Below are 22610 nucleotides of genomic sequence, written 5' to 3'. Positions count from 1 at the left end.
TGATCAGATGACAGAGACCACGGCAACCGTATCAGAAACCATTGGTGGCGTTCATGGTGACGCGAGAAGACGAATTCGCATGTCCGGAACCGCACTCGTCATGCGTACACGCCCCGAATGCGCGACCTGGCTCAACAAACAACGCGGGCGCTCAGTGGTATTCCACAATCAGCTCGGGGGGGCTCTTGCCTGCCCGATTCCAATAATTCACGCCGTCGCTCGACAACGGGAAAAGCCCGAGATGCACGCCTGCATTCGGAGCGGCCAGGTTTTTCGGCAAAGACCACGTGATCACTTGCGATTGCGTGACGGCGCCCTTGTCCGGGCCAATCGGGACACCGCCCACTTTCGCAGGAACGCCGTTCGACAAATCCGCCTCGCTGAATGGCTCGACCTGCCAAATCTCGCCCGAATGGGGACCCGGCGCTTTGGATGAATCGGTCACGGTGAGCTTCAGCGTGACGGCGTCGACAATCTTGTTCGTAATCGTGCCATCGATGTCGAAGCGCACGAATGCATAGATGGGCAACATCGTCGTGCTGTCGTTTTCGTCCGTCGACATTTCGCCCATCCCTGTCTCCGCCTCGCAGATGTCCGGATCGAGGACCGTCGGACTGATGCATTCCGCAACGCTCGCAACGACGGTGAGCATCGTCGGGTTCATGGATCCGCTGCTCGACGAGCTTGCTGACGAGCTCGACGCGCTTGCTGACGAGCTCGACGCGCCCCGCCGAAGCCGCCCGAGCCGCTCGTCGGGCCTTCACTACCGCCAGCGCCGCCTGAAAGCAGAGGCGCATAATCATCCCAGGGGTGGTTGCAGCTCATGCAGCAGAGCAGCATGCCGGCTCCGATGGCCGCATGTAGCGCCCACTTGTGCGTAAAAGCTCCCATGATGGTACACCCCGTCGTCGTAGCGAATCACGAAAACCACGACGCAAGTCAAGTCGTGCGAGCGGGACGACGAGAACATTCGAGTGACATTCGCACGGCGGCAGAACTTTCCGACGAGTCGCTTTGCGGATACGCGCGCACATGGCAATCAGCGCCCAGCGGTCACCAATCGGGCCCCCCAGGGATCGACGTCTTGCGGAAAGAGACTCTAGTAGCCCTGACTGTTCACGCCGATGATGTGACCATCTCGAATGAAAAGGCTGTAATCACATACCGCTGCAGCACCGGCCCGGTCATGATTTCCTTGGCCCCTTGATTCATGCGCACCATCGCCGGAAATTCGCCGGGTTCGCCACGACCCACCAGCATCATGCCGCGTTTGGGGCATCGCCGCAATCAGCGACGACGTCCCGAGCATCCGGTGCGCTTCCGCCATTGCAATCGGTGACAGCACACGCTCGGGCGCATAATCGTCGGCGACCACGATACCCGCGAGCTTCATCGTCACGCCATAACGGGGCTCCCTGTCCTGGCGATTCCCAAAAGCTCGGTATCCAGCCCGCCCGTTGGAGTCACCATGTTTGGCTTCTTGAAGAAACCCAAAACCCTCGAAGTCATCTCGGCGACGCTCCACGTCGTTTTTTGCCCGTCGAGGTGCGCTTGGCTTCCGCGACGAGCGCTTTGATCGCCCCTTTGTCGAGTCCTTGTCGCGGCTGGAATTCGAGTGCGCCGTCTTTGACGCGCGCAATCGCGACCCATGCGGATTCACCCTTTGGCCGCGCGAAAGGCTCCTTGCAACGTGCGTTTCGGCAAGGTTCCAAGTCGGGGGCATGATGACAAAACGTGCGCTGGTACTCATAAGTTGAGCGCTCTACCAAAGGCGCGTCGCGAACACAAGCGCGATGGAGGTAGATCCAACCTACAAACCGGGCCGCAAGGAGCTACGAAGCATGTCCACCATCGTGCATTCGCGTCCGCAAGCGCTCGAGCGAGCTTCTGCGATGGCGCACGTGCCGTCGCAAGCGCTCGAGCGAGCTTCTGCGATGGCGCACGTGCCGTCGCAAGCGCTCGAGCGAGCTTCTGCGATGGCGCACGTGCCGTCGCAAGCGCTTGCGTACCGGTGTGCGGATATGCGGATGCCGTCGCAAGCGCTTGATCGAGCTTCTGCGATGACGCATGTGCCGTCGCAAGCGCTTGATCGGGCTTCTGCGATGGTGCGGGTGCCGTCGCAAGCGCTTGCGTAGCGGTCTGCGGATATGCGGGTGGTCTACTCCAGCCCGTGCGTAGGGAGTTGACACATCGCCCTGTAACCGCGACCATGTGTCGATGAACCTTTGCAAGTTCGCAGGTCTGTGGGGCGCGTGCCTCGCGCTCGTCGTGGCGTCAGGATGCTCGGGGAGCCCGCCCGAGGTGCCGAGCAACGTAACCAGCGTTTCTGGACGGCATGATCACGAAGGCAACGAAGTGGAGCTCGTGCTCGACACCGGCGAGCTACTCGCGTGTCTCGAAACCGCGCGTTCGATTCCCATCGGCAAAGCACACAAGTGCGTGATCGGCGACGGCGACTACACGGTTTTCCTCAATGGTCGCGAGACGGTCATCAATATCCATGACTCAACCCAATTCACCATCGATCACCAGGGCTTTTTCTCGAGCAATTGCCTGTACCCGATGCTGTACAAAGCCGCTCACGGCAAAGCACCTGAACCAGGCGGCTGCTGACGCGTCGTACGAGCGCGTCTGTTCAATGGACATCTCGATGCCCTCGATGCCAATCGCTTGATCGACGCAATGTCCCGGTGTATCCTGCGAATATGCTCGTGCTTGCGCGTCGTCGATTCCTCGTCGGAACTGGACTTTGGGCCGCTTCGGCGACACTTGGATGCCGCTCCGCATCGGCTCCTGCGATAACGACCGTCACGCGACGGCCCGTCACGCGCGTGCTCGCAGGCATGCCCACGAAAGACGGCGCCGGCGTCGAGCTTTCGCGCGTTATCGGTCAACCCGCATTACGAAACCTCGATCCCTTCATCATGCTCGACAGGTTCCATTCAAACGAACCTGGCGCATACATTCGAGGCTTTCCGGATCATCCGCATCGCGGATTCGAGACCGTGACGGTGATGCTCGAAGGACGCATGCGGCACAAAGACAGCCGCGGCAATCAAGGATTGATCACGGGCGGCGGGTCGCAATGGATGACGGCCGGTCGAGGCATCATACATTCGGAAATGCCCGAACAAGAGCGAGGGCTCATGTCGGGTTATCAGTTGTGGGTGAATCTGCCAGCCAAAGAAAAAATGTGCCCGCAATATTATCAAGACTTGGCGCCTTCGGCGATTGCGGAATCCGTTTTGGCGACGGCATCCGGACGCGTGCGCGTCATCTCGGGCGACGTCAATGGGCTGCAGGACCCGTGCGTACGCGCCCGACGCAGCCCATCGTCGCGACGGCGGTGCTCGAGGATGATCGCGCGTTCGAGGTGGATACGCCGGCCGAGCACGCGGCATTCGTTTTCGTGGGCAGCGGCGAACTAGACATTGGCGCGGAAAATGCCGAAACGACCGTGGCAACCGGGCGCATCGCGGTGCTCGGGCCGGGCGAGCGAATACGCATGCGCGCACGATTGCGCAGCGAAGTGCTCATCGCCGCGGGCAAACCATTGCGAGAACCGATCGTGCAACGCGGACCGTTCGTCATGAACACCGAAGCCGAGGATCGAACGTGCCTGGGCAGATTACCGCGCCGGGGTACTCGACAAAGGATGAGCAGCGGGCATGTCAGCGGCGGGTGCCTTCGACGATCCCGGAATAAATCAAAATTGCCCTGTGTAATACGTCGCGAGGATCCATACGCCCGCGAGTGGAATGGGAGTCACCCATCGATTGACGCCGATGAGCGTATCCGACAAGACGAAGAGCAGCGCACCGAGGAAAAATGCGAGCGCTGCCGTCTTTTGGATCAACGAAAGCTCGTCCGATCGAGCGGCCGAGCATGGTCGCAATGACGACCACGTACGCAGTGATCGGCCCGCGCAAAAGCTCCGGGTGCGCGGCCGGATCCCACGAGAACCCACCAAATGGCCCCGCCCAATACGAGCGCTGGGAGCTTTGAAAGAACCGTGCCCATCGTGCGCGTGGGCAAACCCATTGCAACCAGATAAAGGACGTGCGCGACGAAAAACGCAGCGAGCCCGCCGATGAAAGTATCATCGATGACCGCATCGCCGACGAGCGAAGCAAAAGACCGAGCCCTACGAACGCGGAAAGTGGTTCTTTGCGATCGCGAAAGCGCGCAGCGCATAACAAAAACAGCGGAATGACTTTGACCACGCGATACGGAATCGTCCCGGGTGCCAAGCTGACGAGGAAGCACGCAGCGATGGTGGCTGCAAAAAATGCGAAAATGAAGAGTGGCGTGCTGCTTCGGTGAAAAGATCGAGTCATGGGTGGAGGGTATCATGAACCCGAGGCGCGAGCGGAAGACAAATATCGACACGCGCTGTCGAATCAGAGCCCTGCCGATATGACCGTGAGGCTCCTTGGTCTCGGCGCAGCATTGGGCTTTGCTTCAACGCACGCTGGCCCTTCAATCGGGAGCGCTGCGAGGCGTTCGCGGAAGGTGATGTGGCGGCGTCTGGTCCATTCGACGAGCGGGGACCAGACGGCGCGCGTGAGCTTCGAGCGGATGAGCAGGTGCCATATTGGATTCGAGCGTTTGTAGAGGTAGCTCATTCCGAGGTACGGCAGGATCGCATTGGCATCCGAAGGACGGCGCTGCCATATCGATGCGTGCGAGAAAAGGCGCTGGTAGAGCCATGCGTAGCCTTGCGCGAGGTCTTCGGGCGTCATGTTTTTGGGCTGAAAAACGACGTGCGCCGTGTCGTAGAGGCTGTAGTCTTTGTGGAGCAGCCGGCCCTCGGCCTCCATTTGTCGAAACAGTGGCGTCCCCGGGTATGGGGTCAGGATATGGAACGTCGCACATTCGAGGCGCGTGTCTTCGATCCATTCGGCGCGCGTGGCGAAGGTATCTCGATGGTCGTGGTCGAAGCCAAGAACAAAACTGCCATTGACTTGAATACCGTTTTCGTGCAGCATTCGGACGCGCCGCGCATAATCCGCGGCGCGCGGCATCTTTTTTCGGGATTCTTTGATGTTGTCGTCGGAGAGCGATTCGAAGCCGATGAATACGCCCGTGCAACCAGAAAGGGCCATGGCTCGGACGAGCGATGGGTCATCCGTCACGTCGAGCGTGACGGCGGCGCTCCATATCTTTTCGAGGGGACGCAGGGCCTCGCAGAGTTTATGGAGATATTTCTTGTTCGAGCCGAGGTTGTTGTCGGTGAAAACGGCATAAGGCTGGCCGTCGTTTCTGATTTCCGCGGCGATTTGCTCGGGATCGCGCATTCGGTACGGCATTCGCAATCCATCGGTGGCCAGGTAGCAGAATCCGCAGCGGTTATGGCAGCCGCGCGTTGCATTCACGCTGGTCGTCGTCAAAAACTCTCACGCGGTAGAATCTCGCGTTTCGGCGGCGGATCGTCGCGGTAGGGTGTATCGAATTGTGCACGGTACACGGGCTGGAGCGAGCCTGCCTCGACGTCGCCGAGAATCTTCGGCCACAATTCGACACCCTCGCCAATGGCCATTGCGTCCGCGTGGGGCGCGACTTCTTCGGGGCAGGACAGCGCGTGCAAGCCTCCGAGCACGACTTTGCACCCGCGGGCTCGATATGCGCGGGCAAGCTCATAAGCGCGCTTGGCGAACGTGAGGTGCACCGTAATGCCAACGACCTCCGGGAGAGGATCCGACGGCGGCGGGCCGAGCAAGAGGTTTTCGTCCCAATAGGCGACGTCCCAACCTGGCGGCGTAGCACCTGCAATGCTCGTGAGGGCGAGTGTCGGTGTGAGGACGTGTTTGCCGAAGCTCGCATTCGGGTCTTTGGGATAAAATGGATTGATGAGGAGGGCGCGTCGAGGTGTTATGGGCCCTGCTCGCCGAATTGCGTCGAGGGGCGGGGCGACGCGCATCGAGCGCGGCACCCACCGCTTTTCGATGGGTGATCGGAATGGTTCTTCAGGGTCAATGCGTCGCGGGACGTTCATCACTCCTCCTTGTCATCGATTCCGTTTGAAATATATCATGGCCGTGCGCCTTCTGACGGCGCGCAGCTTCCATAGCCACCCTCGTGTTCGCTGTTTGCCCACGATGTTCACGACAAACGACGCGGCGATGAGCTGCGTATCGAGCCAAGCCGAGCGCTTCGCTGCATAGAGCTTATCGAACCGCAGCGTCCCGCGCGCGAATTTGGGACCGAAGAGCTGGGCGAGGCCCGTGATACCCGGGTTCACGTCCCAGCGTGAATCGTGTTCTTTTCGGGTCCAGCCGAGGCGTTCGATATCGGCCTGGGTGAGGGGTCGCGGCCCGACCATGCTCATATCGCCGCGGAGCACGTTCAGGAATTGGGCAGTTTCATCGAGCCCTGTTGCGCGGAGCCACGCGCCGACACGTGTTACCTTTCCTTTGCGCATCGTGCGAAACTTGAGGATTGAAAAGCGCCGTCGCCCGCGTCCGACGCGTTCTTGTCGGAAGAGCACTGGGCCTCCGTCGTCGAGCTTGATGAGCGCGGAGGCGATCAGAAAGAATGGTGCGAAGATGTTACAGCCGATGAGCGCGAAGCTGATATCGAAGGCGCGCCGTGCAAGTTCGGTCGGTGCCGTCGAGGGCGAGCGAGGGGAGTTCGGCATGGCGTGGCGTCATTGAAGCACGAAGATGTGGCGATTTAGTGGACGTTTGGCGGAGATGTCGGGGAAGCTCGAGGCGGGATGGTGGGGATTGCGAGGTAGCTCGACATCGACCTATCGTTCACGCGATGCGCGGTAGACGTCGAGCGGCCTTGCCATTGCGGTGCACGACCACGCCGACGCGGTGAATTGGATGCGACATGGTTTTCGGCGAGCGACATGTCGAGGTGGTATCGATACGAAGGCGCCTGTGACAACCGTGCGGGCACGGTGGTCACAGGTCGCGGACGCGGGGCGGGTGGGAGATGTCGACGCAAGGCAACGACTTGGGAAGCGATGGCGGTTGTCGTCGCTGCAAAGTGGTATGACTGTTTGTTTTGCCTCAGCCCGAGTGATCTTCAAATTTATCTTCCATGGGACATCAGGTTGGCGTAAAACGGCAGCTTTTAACGCTGCGTCACAACACACTTCATCCGGGGGAGTTTTCATGACTGTCGTCGTCCTGCAAGTCGTTACGCTCGCCGCACAAGGAACATGTAGATGAAGGCAACCCGTGTCCTGCTTTGTGCCGCCTCTCTCGCAATCGCCATAATTGGTTGCCGGCAGCGCGAAAAACAGAAGAGCCGCTTTGCAGACGTTGATGGCGGCCCTCCGCCCGATCGTGAAGAGTGCAAGGTGCAGGCGCTCGATTGCGCTGATAAGTGCTACAAACGAGATGCGAGTCTCACATGCTGGGGCTGCTGCCGCGATCAAGACACTCTCTGCCTCATGCAGCAGAAGTATTCATTCGGATATTGCGAAACGGCGCCTTAGCATTGAAGACGTATCCTGCGCCGTGCCATCTTCCTCGTGGTCGTGATCATCAGTTGCAGGAAGCGCGAACATGCCCCAGCCCATCGACGACAAGCAGATGTCCTGGGCATGTCCCGCCAGTTGCGTGAGAGATAGGAAAGCGACAAAGCGGTGAATGGGACCTGGTTTCATGCGGCAGCAGTCTAACCGGCAAGATTGCGCAGTAAGACCGCGGCAACCCAACCACGCTTTTCCGGGACCACGGTGGCAAGCCGAGGACACAGTTGGCTGGACGACCCATGGCGTATTTTTTCTTCCACCACCCGCTGGACTCGCGTAAGGGGATCCCAGGTCGGTACGCCTTCTCGGCCATCGCGGCGATCGCGTCCGACCGCACCACAATGGCCAGCGTGCCGATTCGAGCCTGTATCGATGGTTTCGCAGACAACCACGCCGGCCCAAATATCGATCCGTGCCCGTTTGCAAGCCCGCTCCCACTCATTCACTCTTTTTGCAGGATCGACCGTCGCGGCGGCAAATACTACGTACCGGACACCGATCGGATCCTGTCGTTCGTCGTTTCCCCTGGTGACACGATTGTCTACGGGCACCTGAGAACCCGCGATAGCCGCCCGAAGGCACTTTTCGTAGACACGGCTCTCGTCGTCGCATCCGCCCCTTCGCTGCCGACCGAGACCACCGCCAACAATAAGCATGCCATTGTCTGCGACGAGCGCATGGTTCGCGCGCTTGGGTGCACATCGCTGACCTGGCAGCAGTTCATTGTGTCCGACGTCTGGCGCTTCAACCTCGCCGATGCCGACCAGCGCGGGACGCACGCCCACACCCGCATCCCAGGCCACCGAGTAATCATCGGTTCTGCATCGCCGTCGGCTGACGCGGCAGCGGCTCTTGTCGCGCGCACGACCTCTTTTGTGTCGCTTGTTGATGAGACTAGCGCGCGCCCCCAGCCGCCCGATCTGCTCGCCGATGCCCCTCGAGAACTCATCGACAAACTGACGGCCTGGCTCGCTGGGAACGACCGTATGTGCCGCGGAATGAAACCGCCGTCGCCATTGCCCGACGATCTTGGCCTTGCAATCTACGATGCCGCCCGCGCGTCCTCGGGGCGTGGTGGGCGTCATTCCGGCTTCGTCGCGATTCCGCCACTCGTGCGGCCAGCGAACCTGCACGTGTAGCATGCTACAGCACAGGAATCGGCTACGCGTGCTCCCGCCTGTGTTTTGCTTCTTGCATTGGAGTGGCGGTGACGTATAGCTTTCCACGTCAGCCTTTCAGTTCTCCACGATCGGCCGTACCTTGAGCATGACTTTCCGCACGCAATCGGGCCGGTTGCGTATCAGCTCAACAAGGTGCCCGATATCGTCGTTTGCAGTGTCGCAGTTCAAAAGGTCGAGCGAAGCGATTCCGAGTGCCTTTGCGATGGCCCGTAGCACCTTGATATTTGTCGCCAACTGCCCCAGCTTGATCGCCATGACGTGAAACGGGTGCACACACGCCTGCTTTCCGAAATCGCGCAGCGATAGTCCCTGCTCCATACGCAATTTGCGGATCCTCGCGCCCATTCGGGCTTCATGCGCCGAAACTGCAAAACACATCATGAAAGTGATTCCAAACAGGCACGAGCGCACCACGATTCCATCCGATACGGCGATAGATGACAGCACCTATCCAAGTGCACATGGCGCCGAGGACGGCCCCAACGAAAACAAATACGACATCCTCAATATCGATACTGCGGTAGGGAAAACCATAAAATGCCAAACTAATACCGAGCTGCATCAATTCCAAGCCAGCCGCAAACGCAAAGGCAAAAGCAATGACGTGTTTCATCGTTCGATACTTGTCCGACACGACGAATGGCAACCCCAATCCAAATGGAATACCAAGCACCACGTTCCAGAAGACGTCAGCATCACGCCAGTGATAGAGCAAATCCAATAGAAGACGCGGCCTCAAATTGAGCCGTTCGTCCCACCTTTGCACGCTGCTCATCCATTCGATGAGGTCGGCATCGATGGGAAGAGGGCAAATCGCATAATTGCAGACTCCCCAAAGGTAGAAGAAGAATAACGCGACACACACCAGGTACCCAGCTCGAGCGCCCTGCCGCCGCAAACGCACCAACGGCCAAATGAGAAGTAGCGGTTCAATTGGGTGAAACGGTTGATTGGAAATGCACCAACCGTCGCCCGTAAGGAAAAGGATAGAAGGAGGAAGAAATGACGTCACTTATTCCGTTACGAGTATGCCGGAGCCCTGATTGTGCCAGCCGTCGCCATCGCCAGATTCGGCCTCGAACTTGTTGACACGTATCCAGTACTTTCCTGTTTCGATTCGGCCGCACGATTTCGAATATTCAGTTCGCTCATGAAGGGTCGTGCTGGGAGTAACGATCACCGAGCACAACGAGTTCTTCTCATCGCTGTCGGTTCCGTCGTTGCTTTCTTTCACCACTTCGATTTTGATTCGCATTGGCCGCGACGGCGCGCCACGTCGCTTTTCGTGGATCCACAACTTTCCGCTCAGTGTCAGCGTCCCCGCTTCGAGTACGTGAAAACGTTTATTTGTTCGACCGTTTACCAAACGCCACTGCATCGTCCAGTTGAAGGGCGACGATGAACTTGCCTTGGCATTTTCCGACCATGGCCCCGGTGCAATCATTGAAATTGCCACCGCACCTCCAAGCAGCAGACGATTCACCTTCATAGAGCAATCCTTTCCGCCAGACCGCCCGTACTCAACCGACGGTATCACAAACTGGCAACGCATCCATCACGTTAGGTGCAGTCGGAAGCGGGGACGGCAGCGATCTCCTCTCCGATGGAATGAGATTTGAACACCGCAAGCTTTGGGAGGCTTGATTTTTCGGCGCTGCGGCGGGGACCCCGCTGTTTGAGCCGCCGAAGGCGGCGAGTTCGGGGTGCCGCATGTGCCGAAAAATCGAGCCTTCCAAAGCGCAGTTAACGAAGGCCCTATATAAGCCTGCCCGAGCCCGCTCGGTCGTTCACGTTCTGGGTAACAAACGGGCAACAAAATCCGCCCCGGACGCGCTCACGGAACCCGGTGATTCCTACGGTTTCGTATCGTGGACCGCAAGTCCACGGAATCGTTCGCGAATTCCTTGGAGCCACCTTCGAGACTTGAACTCGAGACCTACGGTTTACGAAACCGTTGCTCTACCACTGAGCTAAGGTGGCACTGCCGTTCGGCGGGCGCGGAAGAAACCACGCCTTCCGCCCCTTGTCAACAACTTTTTTCACTACCCCTTCCCCACCCCAAAAACACTCAGCCCCACACACACGAGCAGCGCACCAAGCTCCAATCGCTGCGCACGTACATCGTTCAACACTCGATCCCGCAACGAAAGCCCAATCACGTTGCCCACGATCACACTCACCGTCAGCACCGCCCCCCGAACAAGCGTCTCCTCCGTCATCAACCCGCCCATCCCATACGCAACCACGCGCCCCACATGCAGCGCCACCGCCGCCGCTGCAATCGTCGCCACGAAGCGCTTCCCCGTAAGCCCCGCCGCTAAGAACAGCGGCCCCACCAACAGACCCGCTCCTCCAGCCGCCGCACTGATCGCTCCAATCCCAGCTCCAGCCGGCACCATCGCCCACGCCCGCGGCCGCCACGTGTAAAGCCCAACCGCCCTCCCCAACGCCGCCGCCGTCATCACAAGCATCAGCCAGCGCAACACCACGTCCGGCATCGATGCCACCGCAAGCCCTCCAACAAAACTGCCCGGAACCGCCCCCCACGCAAATCCCTTCGCAATCGAACCATCCACCTCGGAACGAAGCATCCACAAACGATGCAAGTTGCCCACGAGCATCGCCGGCGCCGTCGACGCCAAGGCCACCGCCGGCCCAAGCACCACCGACAAACCCAAAAGAAGCAAAATGCCGCCCCCAAGCCCCGCCATGCTCGTCAACGCACCCGCAAGCACTCCAAAAAGCGGCAACCAACCAAGCACGCCGGAAATCCTCCGGCTTCGTCATAGGGTCGACATTCAACCCGGTCCAGGAAATCACTCGCCCAACACCACTCGACGCCGAGCTCGTCCGCCCAACGTTGAACACGTCCGTCCCATACGGACCGGGACGGCAGCAGGGGGACGAATCATGAATTTGTGGAAAAAGACGCTGCTCGCCGTCGCACTCTGTGCTGGCACCACAGCCACGGCGAACGATGCCCAGGCAAGCGAAACCGTCGTGAACGTGGAAAACGACGTCGCCCATGACACCAGGTTCGATGACGACGATCCTGGATACAACGTCCCGTACGAACTGGATCGACGCGACCGAGGGTGGCGCCGCCACGGCATCCGACGCTGTTATTCGTATTGCGACAACATCCGCGACGAGTGCGTCCGGGACGCGTACCGCCGCGGCTACAACCCCGGACGCCTTCGACGACAGATCACTCGCTGCGAAAGGCGATTCGACCGCTGCTTCGACTACTGCCGCGATTATCGATGGGGCGGCCGCTAGCAGCCTGTCATGGGATGGTCAGTGCACGAGGCGGCTCTTCAAAAGGTCGGAGAATGCAAGCATCGCGTCGATCGTCGTAAACACGCCTACGACCCTGTGGTTTTGCACGACAACCGCCGATCCGTACTTCTGCTCGGCCATCTCCGCAACCACTTCGTCGAGCGGTGCGTCGGGTGAAACCGTGTACAAGTTGGTCGTCATGGCATCTTCGACCGTGACCTTCTCCGCATCGACGTCCTTCAACGTCTCGATGAGATGCAAATCCCGCTGCGTCACGATGCCAGCGAGCTTCTCTCCCTCGACGACCGGCAAGTGCCGAATGTCGTGCGCACGCATCACCTTGTGCGCCTCGGCAATCGTATCCGTCCGGCCGATGCAAATCGGAACCGTCGTCATGTACTTCTGAATCTTCGGGATCGCCTTGGACATCGTCAGTGCTCCTCGAGAGCGCGCGAGCTGTTTCGCAACGCGCCGCTCGGAATCCGAACGGCACTCGCCGCCAAGCAGGCAGCGTGCCAGCACGAGCAGACGCTACGTTTGCCCCGTTTTTGTGCAGTGCACCCGCGCGCGCTCGCCGACGCCCACGCAAGCGGTGCACCCGCACGCGAGATTTGCAGCTCCGCCCCGTCGCCGTCGTTGACGCACGGTCACGCGTCAACGACCATGTTCCCAAGCATTCGTGTCCGACGGTTCTTGCGCCACCGAGCCCTCCATCGCCGAGCGTCTCTCGTCACGAGATGAACGCATTCACATCTCGATCGGCGCCATCTGCAACAACAACTGCGTCTTCTGCATGGAGGAAGACCGCGACGGACGCTACGTCAACAACTCCGCGATGACGGTCGAGCGCGTCCGCTGGATCCTCGAGCAAAGCCGCGGAGCTGCCGAAGTTTGCTTCACCTCGGGCGAACCCACGACGCGCCCCGAATTGCCAGACCTCGTGGGCATGGCCAAGTCCTACGGCTACTCGAAAATCAGCATCATGACGAACGGCAGACGCCTGTCGCATCTGCCCTACGCAGCGCGCCTCGCGAAAGCCGGCATGAACCGCTTTTACGTTTCGATCCACGGCCACACGAAGAAGCTTCACGAGGGGCTCACGCGCACGCCGGATAGCTTCGAACAGACCGTGGCTGGCCTGCAGTCGATCGCGCAGCTCAAGCGGTTCGGCATCGAGCTGCACACGTCGACGGTGCTCACGGACCGGAACACGCCGCACATGCTCGACATTTATCGATTCTTGCGAGGTCTTGGTGTCGATCAAGTCGTGTTCAACGTGATGCAAGCGAACGGCCGCGCCAATACGTACTTCGAGCAGATTTTCCCGAAATACACGGAAATTGCCGCGGCATTTCGCAGGTTTGTCGCCGACGTCGGGGAAGAACGGCCGAGCGCATTTCTCGTGGACATCCCCCTTTGCACGACCGAAGGCATCCCCGACTTCAACCGCGGCTACGTCGAACGGTACAAACACTTCGACTTGGGAACGCAAACGCCGCTCGAAGCATCACAACGGCCAGACCGAGCGCAAGATGGCAAGGGGCGCGGACTCGTGCTCGTCACGAGGCAGGATCTCGACGATGCGGAACGTGACAAACGCGATGCGTGCAGCACCTGCAAGTACGACGCTCAGTGCGAAGGCGTTTGGCGCAACTACCTCAAGCGCAACGGATGGGACGAATTCGTGCCCGTCGCGCAGTCGCGCTCGGCCGCTCCGTGATAGGCTCGATTACGCATGACCGACGGCATGAGTCATCCGAAAGGTCCAAGCGATTCGCCACATCCGGCGGCGCACTTCATGACGTCGCGAAAAAGTGATTCGTCACCGCCGACGGATCCCGACGAGCTCATCAAGTACCTCGAAGGCGAACTCGAGAAAACGCGGACGCAACTGCTTGCCGCCGACAGGCTCGCAACGCTCGGCACGATGGCCGCCAGCATCGGTCACGAGCTCAACAACGTCGTCGCGATTCTTGCGCACACGGTCACGTTCGTCCGGACGCACGCTGCCCAGGGCAAACCCCCCGAGCCACAGGATCTGGCGATGCTCGATCGCGGCGTCGCGCACTTGGCCCAGCACGCTCGCAACCTCTTGCACCTTGGCACGCCCGCGCAGGACCGGCCGGAGATCTTCGATGTGATGGCGGTCGTGAACGACGTGGTCACGATGCTGCACGTGTCGGGTCGGACGAAACGCGTGAACATCATGACGCATGCGCCACCCGAGCCGATACGCGTCACGATGAGCCGCACGAAGCTCGAGGAAATCTTCGTCAACCTCATCACGAACGCCGCGGATGCGCTCGTGGACCAGCCTCCCGAAGGGCGCATCATTCACGTCGAGGTGCGAGCGGATCACGAACGTGGTCGAGCTCGATGCAGCATCGAAGACGCAGGCTGCGGGATGCCGCCCGAGGTGCTCGATCGCGTATTCGAGACGTTTTTCACGACGAAAGCGCCTGGAAAAGGCACTGGCCTTGGCCTTTGGGTCGTCAAAACGCTGCTCGACGCCGTCGATGGAACCATCGAAATCGAGAGCGAAGTTGGCAAAGGAACTGCGGTTCGCTTCGATATTCCGTTGTGTTCGAAGTGAGCCACGCGTCGGGTCAAAGAGGCCGTCACAAAACGCGAGCCGCGTCGCTCACCGCACCCTCGCGCGGGGTTAAAGAGACCGTCTCATAACTCGAGCCGTGCTCGCTCACCGTACGCACGCGCGGGGTTTCAGAGGCTGTCTCAAAACTCGAGCCGTAGTGTGTCACCGAACGCCCGCGCGGGATTGAAATCCCGCGCTACACATTCAAAAGTCCCTCACTACCGTTCGGGACTGGCCTTGTGGAGTTTCGGATCATCATCGAGAATCCTCGACGATTTCGCATAGATTGCAGCCCTCACCATGCAGCCATGACGTCAGTCCGAGCGCGGTAGCGCGAGGACTTCTTGTCGTGTAGCGCGGGGTTTCAACCCCGCGCGGGGCTGGGCGAGGATACGCGTTCCGAGTTTTGAGACAGCCTCTTCAACCCCGCGCGGGGCTGGGGCGAGGATACGCGTTCCGAGTTTTGACACAGCCTCTTTGGCCCCGCGCGGGGCTCCGATGTGGCTGGCTTGTTCGAGCTTTGTCCAAATTGTTCGGCAAACTAGAACACTCTTGCCGTGCGGCGGCATGACGCGCAATCTTGCCTCCACATCGTGTCTTCGGCCGCATCTCCCCAGGGCTCTTCGGCATCTGTCGTCGCGGCAGGTGCCCTTCTTGCGAACAAATACCGCGTCGAGCGAGTGCTCGGACAGGGCGGTATGGGTTATGTCGTCGAAGCTCGGCACATCACGCTCGACGAGCGCGTGGCGCTGAAGTTTTTGCTTCCCGAATACGCGAAACAGCCCGAAGCAGCGGCGCGGTTTCTCCGTGAAGCGCGCGCGGCGGTGAAGATCAAAAGCGAACACGTTGCCCGCGTATCGGATGTCGGCACGCTCGAAAACGGCGCGCCGTACATGGTGATGGAGTTTCTCGACGGCGCGGACCTCGCACATACCCTCGAAAACAAGGGCGTTCTATCGATCGAGGATGCCATCGATTACATCCTCCAAGCATGCGAAGCGATCGCCGAAGCGCACAGCTACGGCATCGTGCATCGCGATTTGAAACCGGCAAACCTTTTTCTCGCCAAACGCCCCGACGGCTCACCGCTCGTCAAAGTCCTCGATTTCGGCATCTCCAAGGTCGTCGGCGGCGGCGATCACGCGCTCACCCGCACGTCCGCCGCGATGGGCTCGGCGCTCTACATGTCGCCCGAACAGATGCAGGAGACCCGCGGCGTCGATCAACGCACCGACATTTATTCGATGGGCATCGCGCTCTTCGAGCTGCTCGCGGGACAACAACCGTTTTACGCAGAAACGTTGCCGCAGCTTTGCGCCGAAGTCCTCACGGGGACGCCTTCGCCGATGTCGGCTTTTCGGTCGGATGTTCCGCCCGCGCTCGCCGCGGTCATCGAGCGAGCGTACGAACGCGACAAAAACAAGCGTTACCAGTCCATTTCCGAGTTTGCCGTGGCCATGGCGCCGTTTGCCCCGGAACGTTCGCGCGCCACCATCGAACGTCTCGCCCGCATGGGCGGTCTTCCTTTGCCGCCGCCCATGCGAAGCGAAATGTCGTCGTCGCCGGCCATGCGTGTCCCCGTCGCGACGGCGCCCATCGTCATCACGGCGACGACGTCTCCAGGCCCCGTCACCAGCGCCGCCGCCATGGCGGTGACTGCCGCGACCGACGAGCTTCCGCGGACGGCAATGGTCGAATCCATGCCGCCCATCCCGGACCTCGCGCCCGCATCGATGCGCATCGAGCCTGGTTCGTATCGGGCCCCCATCAGCACGAATGCCGCCACCGCGTTTGCGAACGCAACGAAACCCGGCACGCGCCCCTCGACGAGCAGCCGATCGCTGCTCATCGGAGCCCTTGCCATCGGCGCCGTCGTCGCAGGGTCGGCCATCTTCGTCGTGTCCTACTTGCGCACCCAAGCAACCGTCACGGACGACGCGCGCGTCGCAGGACCATCCGCAACGCCGTCCGTCGTCGTCGCACCCATTCCCAGTGCGGTCGTGCCCGTCGCCACTGCATCAGCTACGACAGACGCAAGCGCATCGGCGACCGTCGCTCCTGACAAACCGCCGGATGCGTCCGAAGTCCCCGATGCCGGACCTGCGGGCGCGAGCACGGGATTGCTCGGAGCGCCACTCAAGACGTTTGGAACGGTAAAACCACCCACCACGTCGAAGACTTCGCCTCCGACCAAAACGAAGAACCCCAAGGATTACTTCGACGAGCGTTAGTTCGTTAGCTTCCGGTCAATTCGTCCCAAGGCCCATGATGAACCGCTTATTTCCCTGCATTTGTGCTGCATCCATCTTCGCCTGGTCAACCGCGTCGCTTGCGCAGTCCAACGCTGCCATCGCCGAAACCGCGTTTCAGCGAGGCAAGGAGCTCATGGCGGAGGGCAAACCCGCCGAGGCTTGTCCCAAGTTCGAGGAAAGCCACAGGCTCGATCCATCCGTCGGCGCGCTGCTGAACCTCGGACGGTGTTACGAGCAGCTCGGCCGCACGGCATCCGCGTGGGTGCGCTTCAAGGAAGGCGCAACGCTGGCCCGTACGCTGGGACAAACCGAACGCGAATCGGTGGCGCGCGACTTGGCCGCAGCCCTCGAGCCGAAGCTTTCGCGCGTACGCATCGAGGCAACGACGCGCGTGCAAGGCATGCGCGTCACACGCAACGGCGACGACGTCGGCCTCGCGCTGCTCGGAGATCCGCTTCCGGTGGATCCGGGCGAGCTCACGGTCGAAGTGACGGCCCCGGGTTACGTTCCGTGGTCGAAGAAGATTGAAATCGGCAAAGAAGCCGACTTGAAGACAGTCCTGATCCCCGAGCTCGAGGCCGATCCCAAATCCCCCTTGCAGCCCTCGAAAGGACTGCGCACGGCGGCGTTCGTCGTGGGGGGCGTAGGCGTCGCGGCGCTCGGCGCCGGCGCCGTTTTGGGAGGCCTTGCTATCCGAGACAGGGGCGAAGCGGATCCTTTGTGTCCCAACAAATCGTGCAACTCCGAGGGATTCGCGCACATCGAAGACGCCAAGAACAAGGCGCTTTTTTCCAGCATTTCTATTGGCGTCGGTGCCGCCGCTCTCGGAGCAGGTGTCGTCATGTTCATCATGTCTCGTCCCGCTGCTCCCAAGGATTCCGCGCAACGCGCGTGGATCATCCCGACGTTTGGTCCGCAGGGTGGTGGCGCCACGGCCATCCTTTCGTTCTAGAAACATCCCCACATGAACTTCGACATCACGGAAGACCAACTACGCACGCAGCAGGTTGCGCGCGATTTCGCCGCACACGTTCTCGCGCCCCGCGCAACCGACGTCGACCAAAACGCTCGAATCGAAGCTGAAAGCATCGGGCAGCTTGGCGATGCCGGATGGCTCGGCATGACCATCCCCGAAGCGTTTGGTGGCTCTGGCGGTGACTTCGTCGCGCTTGCGCTCGCCATCGAGGAGTTTGCCGCGGCATGTGCAAACTCGGCGGGGTTCGTCGCAGCGAACGTCGCCCTCGCGTGTCGCCCGCTTCTCGCATACGGCAGCGACACGCAAAAGCGCGAGCTGCTCACACCTTTGGCTCGCGGTAAAACCACGCTGGCGTTTGCCCCCGCCGATCCGGACAACCTTGGCGCGGGCGTCGTGCATGCTGAACGCCAGCACGACGGATCGTTCGTGCTGCGCGGCGAAACGAGCCCGGTTACGCTGTTTGGACAGCCTGATCACGTGCTCGTGTTTGCTCGTACTGCGGATGAACGCGTGACGGCGTTTGTCGTTCCGTACGGTGCCGCGAATCTGCACGTCACGGTTTTACCGGGGCACTTGGGCAAACGCGCCGCGCGTCTCGGGGTGCTCCGTTTCGACGGCGTGCAGTTGCCGGCAAGCGCCGCCGTCGGGCAGCAAGGTGATGGGCTTTCGATCGCACGCTCGGCGCTCGATGACGCGAGGATCGCCGCAGCGGCCGAAGCCTTGGGGATTGCTCGAGCGGCCTATGAAAAGGCTGCGCTTCACGTCAAGCAGGAATCGCCCAAGACGCCGGCGCCTGGACTTCTTGGCGTGCAGGTGATGCTGGCCGACATGTGTGTGGAGGTCGAAGCAGCACGCCTGCTCACGCTTCGAGCAGCTCGGCAAGCGGACGCGGGAACGACTTCCGGTTCCGAGCGGTCCATGGCAAAGCTGTTTGCGTCCGAGATGTCCACGCGCGTGGCGCACAAGGCGATGCAGATTCTTGGCGCTCGCAACGTGGCCACCACACCGAGCCTCGAACGACACTTTCGAGACGCTCGCATGGCTGAGCTTTCGGACGATCCCCCCGAGGTGCAGCGAGCGATCATTGCGGCAGCGATGTTGAAGGCATGAAAGACAGGAGCGGCGAGACAGTGATTCGAGTGGTTTGTCGTGGCGGCATCGCAGCAGCCGCTATCGTCGTATTCGCCGGATGTGGCGGCGAAACGGTGAACAATCGGGAGACGAAGACGGGAAACGACGCCGCATCGACGGAATCGACGGGCAAGAACGTTTCGTTCGATGCCGACGTCGGGGCGCTCGATCAGGCGAAGGTCAACGCGACGCTGAACCGCACGTCGGACAAGCTCACGGCATGTTTCAACGATGGTTTGCGTCGCATTCCGTTTCTCGGCGGCAACATCAAGTTCGCGCTGCGCATCAACCAAGAGGGCGTTGCGACGGTCGCGTACTTGAAGGAATCGACGCTTGGCGATCGAGCGACCGAAGCGTGCATGCTCGATGCGCTTCGCAAGGCGAAGTGGCCGGCTCCCGTGGGTGGTCGCGAAGGCTTGGCCGAGGGTGGATTTGGGTTCGATCCGAGCCCTGACGAGCGTCCGGCGGTCGATCTGGAAGCCGACAAGCTCGGCAAGGAACTGCCCAAGGCCAAGGAAGCGATTGCGAAGTGTCGTTCGAGCGCCAGCGCGGGTGCGGTCACGACGACGCTGTACGTTGGAACCGACGGCAAACCGATGGCCGTTGGCATTGCGTCGGAAGATGCGAAAGCCGAAAACGCCGCGACGTGCATCGTTGACGCACTGAGCGCCATGACGTTCGCATCACCTGGAAGTTACGCCGCCAAAGTAACGATCACTGCGGACTGAGTTGCTCGTCGCCGTAACGAGCTTCCGAGCGGGCATCGATGCGCGTGCCGAGCTAGACTCGCCCGGTGTGGAAAATCATTCGTGAGGTCCTCGCCCTCATCTGGAAGCTCATTCGTACGCTGCTGAAGAATCGGCTTCGGGCCATCATCAAGCGTCTACTGCTCTTCATGCTTCTCGCGGCGGGCTTCGTCGCTCTCGTCGTGTTTGTCCTGACGCGCGTTTTCTAAGCGCGTCACCTCGTCGCATTCCTCGCGATCACCAGCCGCTGCACTTCGCTCGTGCCTTCGTAGATCGTCGTCACGCGCACGTCGCGCAGGTGCCGCTCGACGCCGTATTCCCGCACGTAGCCGTATCCGCCGTGTAGCTGCAGCGCTTTCTGACAAACCCGGTTCGCCGTTTCGCTCGCGTAGAGCTTCGCCATCGCAGCTTCTGCGGAGAACGGCTTCTTGCTCTCCTTCAGCCATGCCGCTCGCAGCGCCAAGAGCCGCGCCGCATCGAGCTCCGTGCGGCAATCCGCAAGCGTCCATTGAAGCGCCTGGAATTCCCCGATGGGCTTGCCGAATTGCTTGCGCTGCTTCGCGTATTCGGTCGCCCTATCGAGCGCCGCGGTCGCTATCCCGATCGCTTGCGACGCGATCCCGATGCGCCCTCCATCGAGCGCCATCATCGCGATCCGAAACCCTTCGCCTTCATTCCCGAGCAGCGCATCTTCGGGCACGACACAATCGTCGAACGTCAGCGGCACCGTGTTCGATGCGCGCAGCCCGAGTTTGTCCTCGGGTTTGCCCGGAATGAGCCCCGGCGTCCCGCCTTCGACCAGAAAGGCCGACAAACCGCGCGTCCCTGGTCCCCCCGTGCGCGCCCAGACCACGTACACGCCTGCATACGACCCGCTCGTGATCCACTGCTTCTGCCCGCGAATCACCCACCCTTTCGACGTTCGCTCCGCCGTCGTGCGCATCGAACCAGGATCACTTCCCGCTTCGGGTTCACTCAGCGCAAACGATCCGGCGGGATATTCACCCGAGCACAGCCGCGGATTGTACGTCGCCCGTTGCGCTTCCGATCCAAACCTCGCGATGACCTCGCCCACCATGTTCGTCACGGCCATCAGCACTGCCGTCGACGCACATGCTCGCGCAATTTCCATCATCGCCAGCGCATACGAAACGGGCCCCGCTTCCGCCCCTCCGAGCGACGCCGGAACGTTCACGCCCATCAGCCCCAGATCCGCCAAGCCTTGCAGGATTTCTCGTGGATAACGTTCCGTGCGGTCCAGTTCCGAAGCTACGGGAGCAATGACACGTTCGGCAAAGTCGCGCGCCGTCCGCGCGACGAGCGCTTGAGTTTCGTTGGGCTCGATGTCCATCGAAGCGTTACTCGCACTTCTGTGTGAAATCGCAAGCGTCGCCGCCTTTGGCGGTCACGACGATGTTGTATTGCGTGCACGTTCCGGTGACGCCGAGCTTGCGACGAACCCGCACGAAGTACTTGGATGAATTGTTGTTGCAATGAACGGGTTGCGTCCCATCGTTGGCACAAGGCACCTCCCCGGACAAACCATCGGGACCCCGACCATCGACACACCAATCGTACGACGTGATCTCCGTCGAGCTGCCCGATGGCGTATCGGTGCAAGCATCGCCTTTGATCACATCCATCACGAACTCGTCGTTCGGCATCGGCGCCGCGAAGTCGATGCTCAGGTGGTACGAGTTCGTCGTCAGCTCGTCCGTGTCCACCGTGTCGAACGTCCACACGTCGACGTCGTTCTCGGACGACAGCGTGCCCGACAGCGTGACGCTGCTGCCGGCCGTATCGCTCACCATGCCCGCAGGAGTCGCGTTTGCGCACAAGTCGTTCAGCTCGCCCGCCTCGATCGGACAAGCGCAACCATCCTTCACAGGACCGGGCGGATACTGCGCCCAGCCCGCTTCGCACTCGCCAACTTCGCAGACGCCCGCCGCCGAACAACCGTAACTCGCGTGCGGCGGCTTTGGCCCCTCGCCGCTGCAAAGCACGTTCGGATCACCCTCGTCGATCGCGCCGTCGCAGTTATCGTCCTTCGCATTGCACGCTTCGGGTGCAGGCGTTTGCGCCGTGCATCCTTCGAACTTGCCCTTGTCTCCGACGCACACCTCCTTGCCCACACACTCGCCATGCTGATTGATGATGGCGCACGACTTCTCCACACCATCGCGTTTGTCGTTGCACGGACAGGAAAACGGCAGGTTTGGCGCGCAGAACTTGTACGGTTGACCCGCTGGAGGAGTCATGGGTCCAGCATCTCCCGCATCCGCTCCGGCATCGCCACCATCGGCGCCGCCGTCCATTTCAGGCGGTTCTGGCTCGTCCTTCGGCGGATAGTTTGCCGCTTCGACGCAGGTAAAACCGTTGGGACATTCGCCCGTCGTCGTGCAATCGCGCGCGCAGAACTTGTCGCCCGCCGGCGCGGTCAAACACGCATCCGATGGATTCAAACACTGAAGCACCGTCGTACAGGGCCGGCATTGGCTACCAAGGTCCGGGACGCACAGCGGATCGCCGTTCGTGATCGCGCAGTACGTTCCTTGCGGGCACGCAGGAGGACACGGCGTCGTGCAGTACTTCCCCGCGCCGACTTTGGTGCACGTCGCACCATCCACGCACGACGCATCATCGACGCATGTGCCGCCGATTTGTCCGGGCGGAATACCTTCGCCAGATCCTCCCGATCCCCCAGCTCCGCCCGTTCCCGTATCCGGAGGCGGCAACGACGAGCCTTCCGCACACGCCATGAACAGAGCTCCGACGAACCCTCCGAAAAGAACAGCACGACCATGAGATCGAAGGTTGAAGCCCATCGAATGCTCCCTCGCGATGCGCAAGTGGTCCGTCGAGCAGGATTGCGCCCCTGCCCTCGTCCCGCGTTCAAGCCACGTTTCGAGGCTAAATGTTTTGCACACCCGGCGTCAAACGCGTAACTCAATCATTGGTCCGTCACT

The 22610-nt window shown here is 60.9% G+C and carries 26 protein-coding genes, 1 tRNA gene and 1 pseudogene; 12 read left to right on the top strand and 16 right to left on the bottom strand.

Annotated features, from left to right (window positions below; translation table 11 throughout):
- Positions 1–151: 151 nt before the first annotated feature.
- From IPM54_01225 to IPM54_01215, 3 genes are all read right to left on the bottom strand, one after another.
- On the bottom strand, positions 152–664 hold the full coding sequence (locus tag IPM54_01225) for a hypothetical protein (protein ID MBK9258438.1): 513 nt from the start codon (positions 662–664) through the stop codon (positions 152–154).
- A complete protein-coding gene (locus IPM54_01220; protein MBK9258437.1) occupies positions 661–891 on the bottom strand; it encodes a hypothetical protein in 231 nt (76 codons plus the stop codon). The genes IPM54_01225 and IPM54_01220 overlap by 4 nt, the downstream gene beginning before the upstream one ends.
- Before the next feature lie 208 nt (positions 892–1099).
- A complete protein-coding gene (locus IPM54_01215; protein MBK9258436.1) occupies positions 1100–1525 on the bottom strand; it encodes a hypothetical protein in 426 nt (141 codons plus the stop codon).
- A gap of 316 nt (positions 1526–1841) precedes the next feature.
- Here IPM54_01215 and IPM54_01210 point away from each other — a divergent pair, with 316 nt between their 5' ends.
- The 3 genes and pseudogenes from IPM54_01210 to IPM54_01200 all read left to right on the top strand — a co-directional run bounded on the left by IPM54_01210 (position 1842) and on the right by IPM54_01200 (position 3659).
- Entirely contained in the window at positions 1842–2135 is a 294-nt protein-coding gene (locus tag IPM54_01210) for a hypothetical protein (protein MBK9258435.1), read from the top strand.
- An 82-nt stretch (positions 2136–2217) separates the two neighbouring features.
- Positions 2218–2613, top strand: a complete 396-nt coding sequence (locus tag IPM54_01205) for a hypothetical protein (GenBank protein MBK9258434.1) — start codon at positions 2218–2220, stop codon at positions 2611–2613.
- Between the two features lie 92 nt (positions 2614–2705).
- Positions 2706–3659, top strand: a pseudogene (locus IPM54_01200) (pirin family protein).
- 47 nt (positions 3660–3706) lie between these two features.
- On the opposite strand, the gene IPM54_01195 reads toward IPM54_01200, so the two are convergent.
- From IPM54_01195 to IPM54_01175, 5 genes are all read right to left on the bottom strand, one after another.
- A complete protein-coding gene (locus tag IPM54_01195; protein ID MBK9258433.1) occupies positions 3707–3856 on the bottom strand; it encodes a hypothetical protein in 150 nt (49 codons plus the stop codon).
- Entirely contained in the window at positions 3853–4194 is a 342-nt protein-coding gene (locus tag IPM54_01190) for a hypothetical protein (GenBank protein ID MBK9258432.1), read from the bottom strand. Before IPM54_01190 ends, IPM54_01195 begins: the two co-directional genes overlap by 4 nt.
- Before the next feature lie 206 nt (positions 4195–4400).
- On the bottom strand, positions 4401–5375 hold the full coding sequence (locus tag IPM54_01185) for a radical SAM protein (protein MBK9258431.1): 975 nt from the start codon (positions 5373–5375) through the stop codon (positions 4401–4403).
- An 11-nt stretch (positions 5376–5386) separates the two neighbouring features.
- Positions 5387–5995, bottom strand: a complete 609-nt coding sequence (locus IPM54_01180; GenBank protein ID MBK9258430.1) for a hypothetical protein — start codon at positions 5993–5995, stop codon at positions 5387–5389.
- 12 nt (positions 5996–6007) lie between these two features.
- Positions 6008–6637, bottom strand: coding sequence for a sugar transferase (locus IPM54_01175; protein MBK9258429.1), 630 nt, complete (start codon positions 6635–6637; stop codon positions 6008–6010).
- Between the two features lie 1088 nt (positions 6638–7725).
- Here IPM54_01175 and IPM54_01170 point away from each other — a divergent pair.
- Positions 7726–8625 (top strand): hypothetical protein, encoded by a 900-nt coding sequence (locus IPM54_01170; GenBank protein MBK9258428.1) that lies wholly within the window; start codon positions 7726–7728, stop codon positions 8623–8625.
- Between the two features lie 96 nt (positions 8626–8721).
- On the opposite strand, the gene IPM54_01165 is transcribed toward IPM54_01170, so the two are convergent.
- The 5 genes from IPM54_01165 to IPM54_01145 all read right to left on the bottom strand — a co-directional run bounded on the left by IPM54_01165 (position 8722) and on the right by IPM54_01145 (position 11429).
- Positions 8722–9012 (bottom strand): helix-turn-helix transcriptional regulator, encoded by a 291-nt coding sequence (locus tag IPM54_01165; GenBank protein MBK9258427.1) that lies wholly within the window; start codon positions 9010–9012, stop codon positions 8722–8724.
- Positions 9013–9019: 7 nt separating this feature from the next.
- On the bottom strand, positions 9020–9532 hold the full coding sequence (locus tag IPM54_01160) for a VanZ family protein (protein ID MBK9258426.1): 513 nt from the start codon (positions 9530–9532) through the stop codon (positions 9020–9022).
- A gap of 147 nt (positions 9533–9679) precedes the next feature.
- Positions 9680–10156 carry a hypothetical protein gene (locus IPM54_01155; GenBank protein MBK9258425.1) on the bottom strand — a complete coding sequence of 159 codons (477 nt, stop codon included), beginning with the start codon at positions 10154–10156 and terminating at the stop codon, positions 9680–9682.
- Between the two features lie 416 nt (positions 10157–10572).
- Positions 10573–10647 (bottom strand) — tRNA-Thr (locus tag IPM54_01150).
- Positions 10648–10709: 62 nt separating this feature from the next.
- On the bottom strand, positions 10710–11429 hold the full coding sequence (locus IPM54_01145) for a TSUP family transporter (GenBank protein ID MBK9258424.1): 720 nt from the start codon (positions 11427–11429) through the stop codon (positions 10710–10712).
- A gap of 148 nt (positions 11430–11577) precedes the next feature.
- On the opposite strand from IPM54_01145, the gene IPM54_01140 reads away from it, so the two are divergent.
- Positions 11578–11946: a hypothetical protein gene (locus tag IPM54_01140; protein MBK9258423.1), complete on the top strand. Its 369-nt coding sequence runs from the start codon at positions 11578–11580 to the stop codon at positions 11944–11946.
- An 18-nt stretch (positions 11947–11964) separates the two neighbouring features.
- Here IPM54_01140 and IPM54_01135 read toward each other — a convergent pair whose 3' ends face one another.
- Positions 11965–12375 (bottom strand): CBS domain-containing protein, encoded by a 411-nt coding sequence (locus IPM54_01135; protein MBK9258422.1) that lies wholly within the window; start codon positions 12373–12375, stop codon positions 11965–11967.
- A 250-nt stretch (positions 12376–12625) separates the two neighbouring features.
- Here IPM54_01135 and IPM54_01130 point away from each other — a divergent pair, with 250 nt between their 5' ends.
- From IPM54_01130 to IPM54_01100, 7 genes are all read left to right on the top strand, one after another.
- Positions 12626–13666, top strand: coding sequence for a radical SAM protein (locus IPM54_01130; GenBank protein ID MBK9258421.1), 1041 nt, complete (start codon positions 12626–12628; stop codon positions 13664–13666).
- A 15-nt stretch (positions 13667–13681) separates the two neighbouring features.
- The gene (locus IPM54_01125; GenBank protein MBK9258420.1) at positions 13682–14539 is read left to right on the top strand and encodes a HAMP domain-containing histidine kinase; all 858 of its coding nucleotides are present in this window, start codon (positions 13682–13684) and stop codon (positions 14537–14539) included.
- 557 nt (positions 14540–15096) lie between these two features.
- Positions 15097–16770 (top strand): protein kinase, encoded by a 1674-nt coding sequence (locus tag IPM54_01120; GenBank protein ID MBK9258419.1) that lies wholly within the window; start codon positions 15097–15099, stop codon positions 16768–16770.
- Between the two features lie 34 nt (positions 16771–16804).
- Complete coding sequence (locus tag IPM54_01115) at positions 16805–17743, top strand: hypothetical protein (protein MBK9258418.1); 939 nt, start codon at positions 16805–16807, stop codon at positions 17741–17743.
- Between the two features lie 12 nt (positions 17744–17755).
- Positions 17756–18877, top strand: coding sequence for an acyl-CoA dehydrogenase family protein (locus IPM54_01110; GenBank protein MBK9258417.1), 1122 nt, complete (start codon positions 17756–17758; stop codon positions 18875–18877).
- Positions 18874–19626, top strand: a complete 753-nt coding sequence (locus tag IPM54_01105; protein ID MBK9258416.1) for an AgmX/PglI C-terminal domain-containing protein — start codon at positions 18874–18876, stop codon at positions 19624–19626. Before IPM54_01110 ends, IPM54_01105 begins: the two co-directional genes overlap by 4 nt.
- A 65-nt stretch (positions 19627–19691) precedes the next feature.
- On the top strand, positions 19692–19853 hold the full coding sequence (locus IPM54_01100) for a hypothetical protein (protein ID MBK9258415.1): 162 nt from the start codon (positions 19692–19694) through the stop codon (positions 19851–19853).
- Positions 19854–19858: 5 nt separating this feature from the next.
- Here the strand turns inward: IPM54_01100 and IPM54_01095 are convergent, their stop codons facing one another.
- The gene (locus IPM54_01095) at positions 19859–20995 is read right to left on the bottom strand and encodes an acyl-CoA dehydrogenase family protein (protein MBK9258414.1); all 1137 of its coding nucleotides are present in this window, start codon (positions 20993–20995) and stop codon (positions 19859–19861) included.
- A gap of 7 nt (positions 20996–21002) precedes the next feature.
- Positions 21003–22469 carry a hypothetical protein gene (locus IPM54_01090; GenBank protein MBK9258413.1) on the bottom strand — a complete coding sequence of 489 codons (1467 nt, stop codon included), beginning with the start codon at positions 22467–22469 and terminating at the stop codon, positions 21003–21005.
- Between the last annotated feature and the right edge of the window lie 141 nt (positions 22470–22610).

Source organism: Polyangiaceae bacterium (assembly GCA_016715885.1).
Lineage (GTDB): Bacteria > Myxococcota_A > Polyangia > Polyangiales > Polyangiaceae > Polyangium.
Note: the sequence above shows the minus strand (reverse complement) of the source record. Positions and strands in the feature narration are given on the sequence as shown.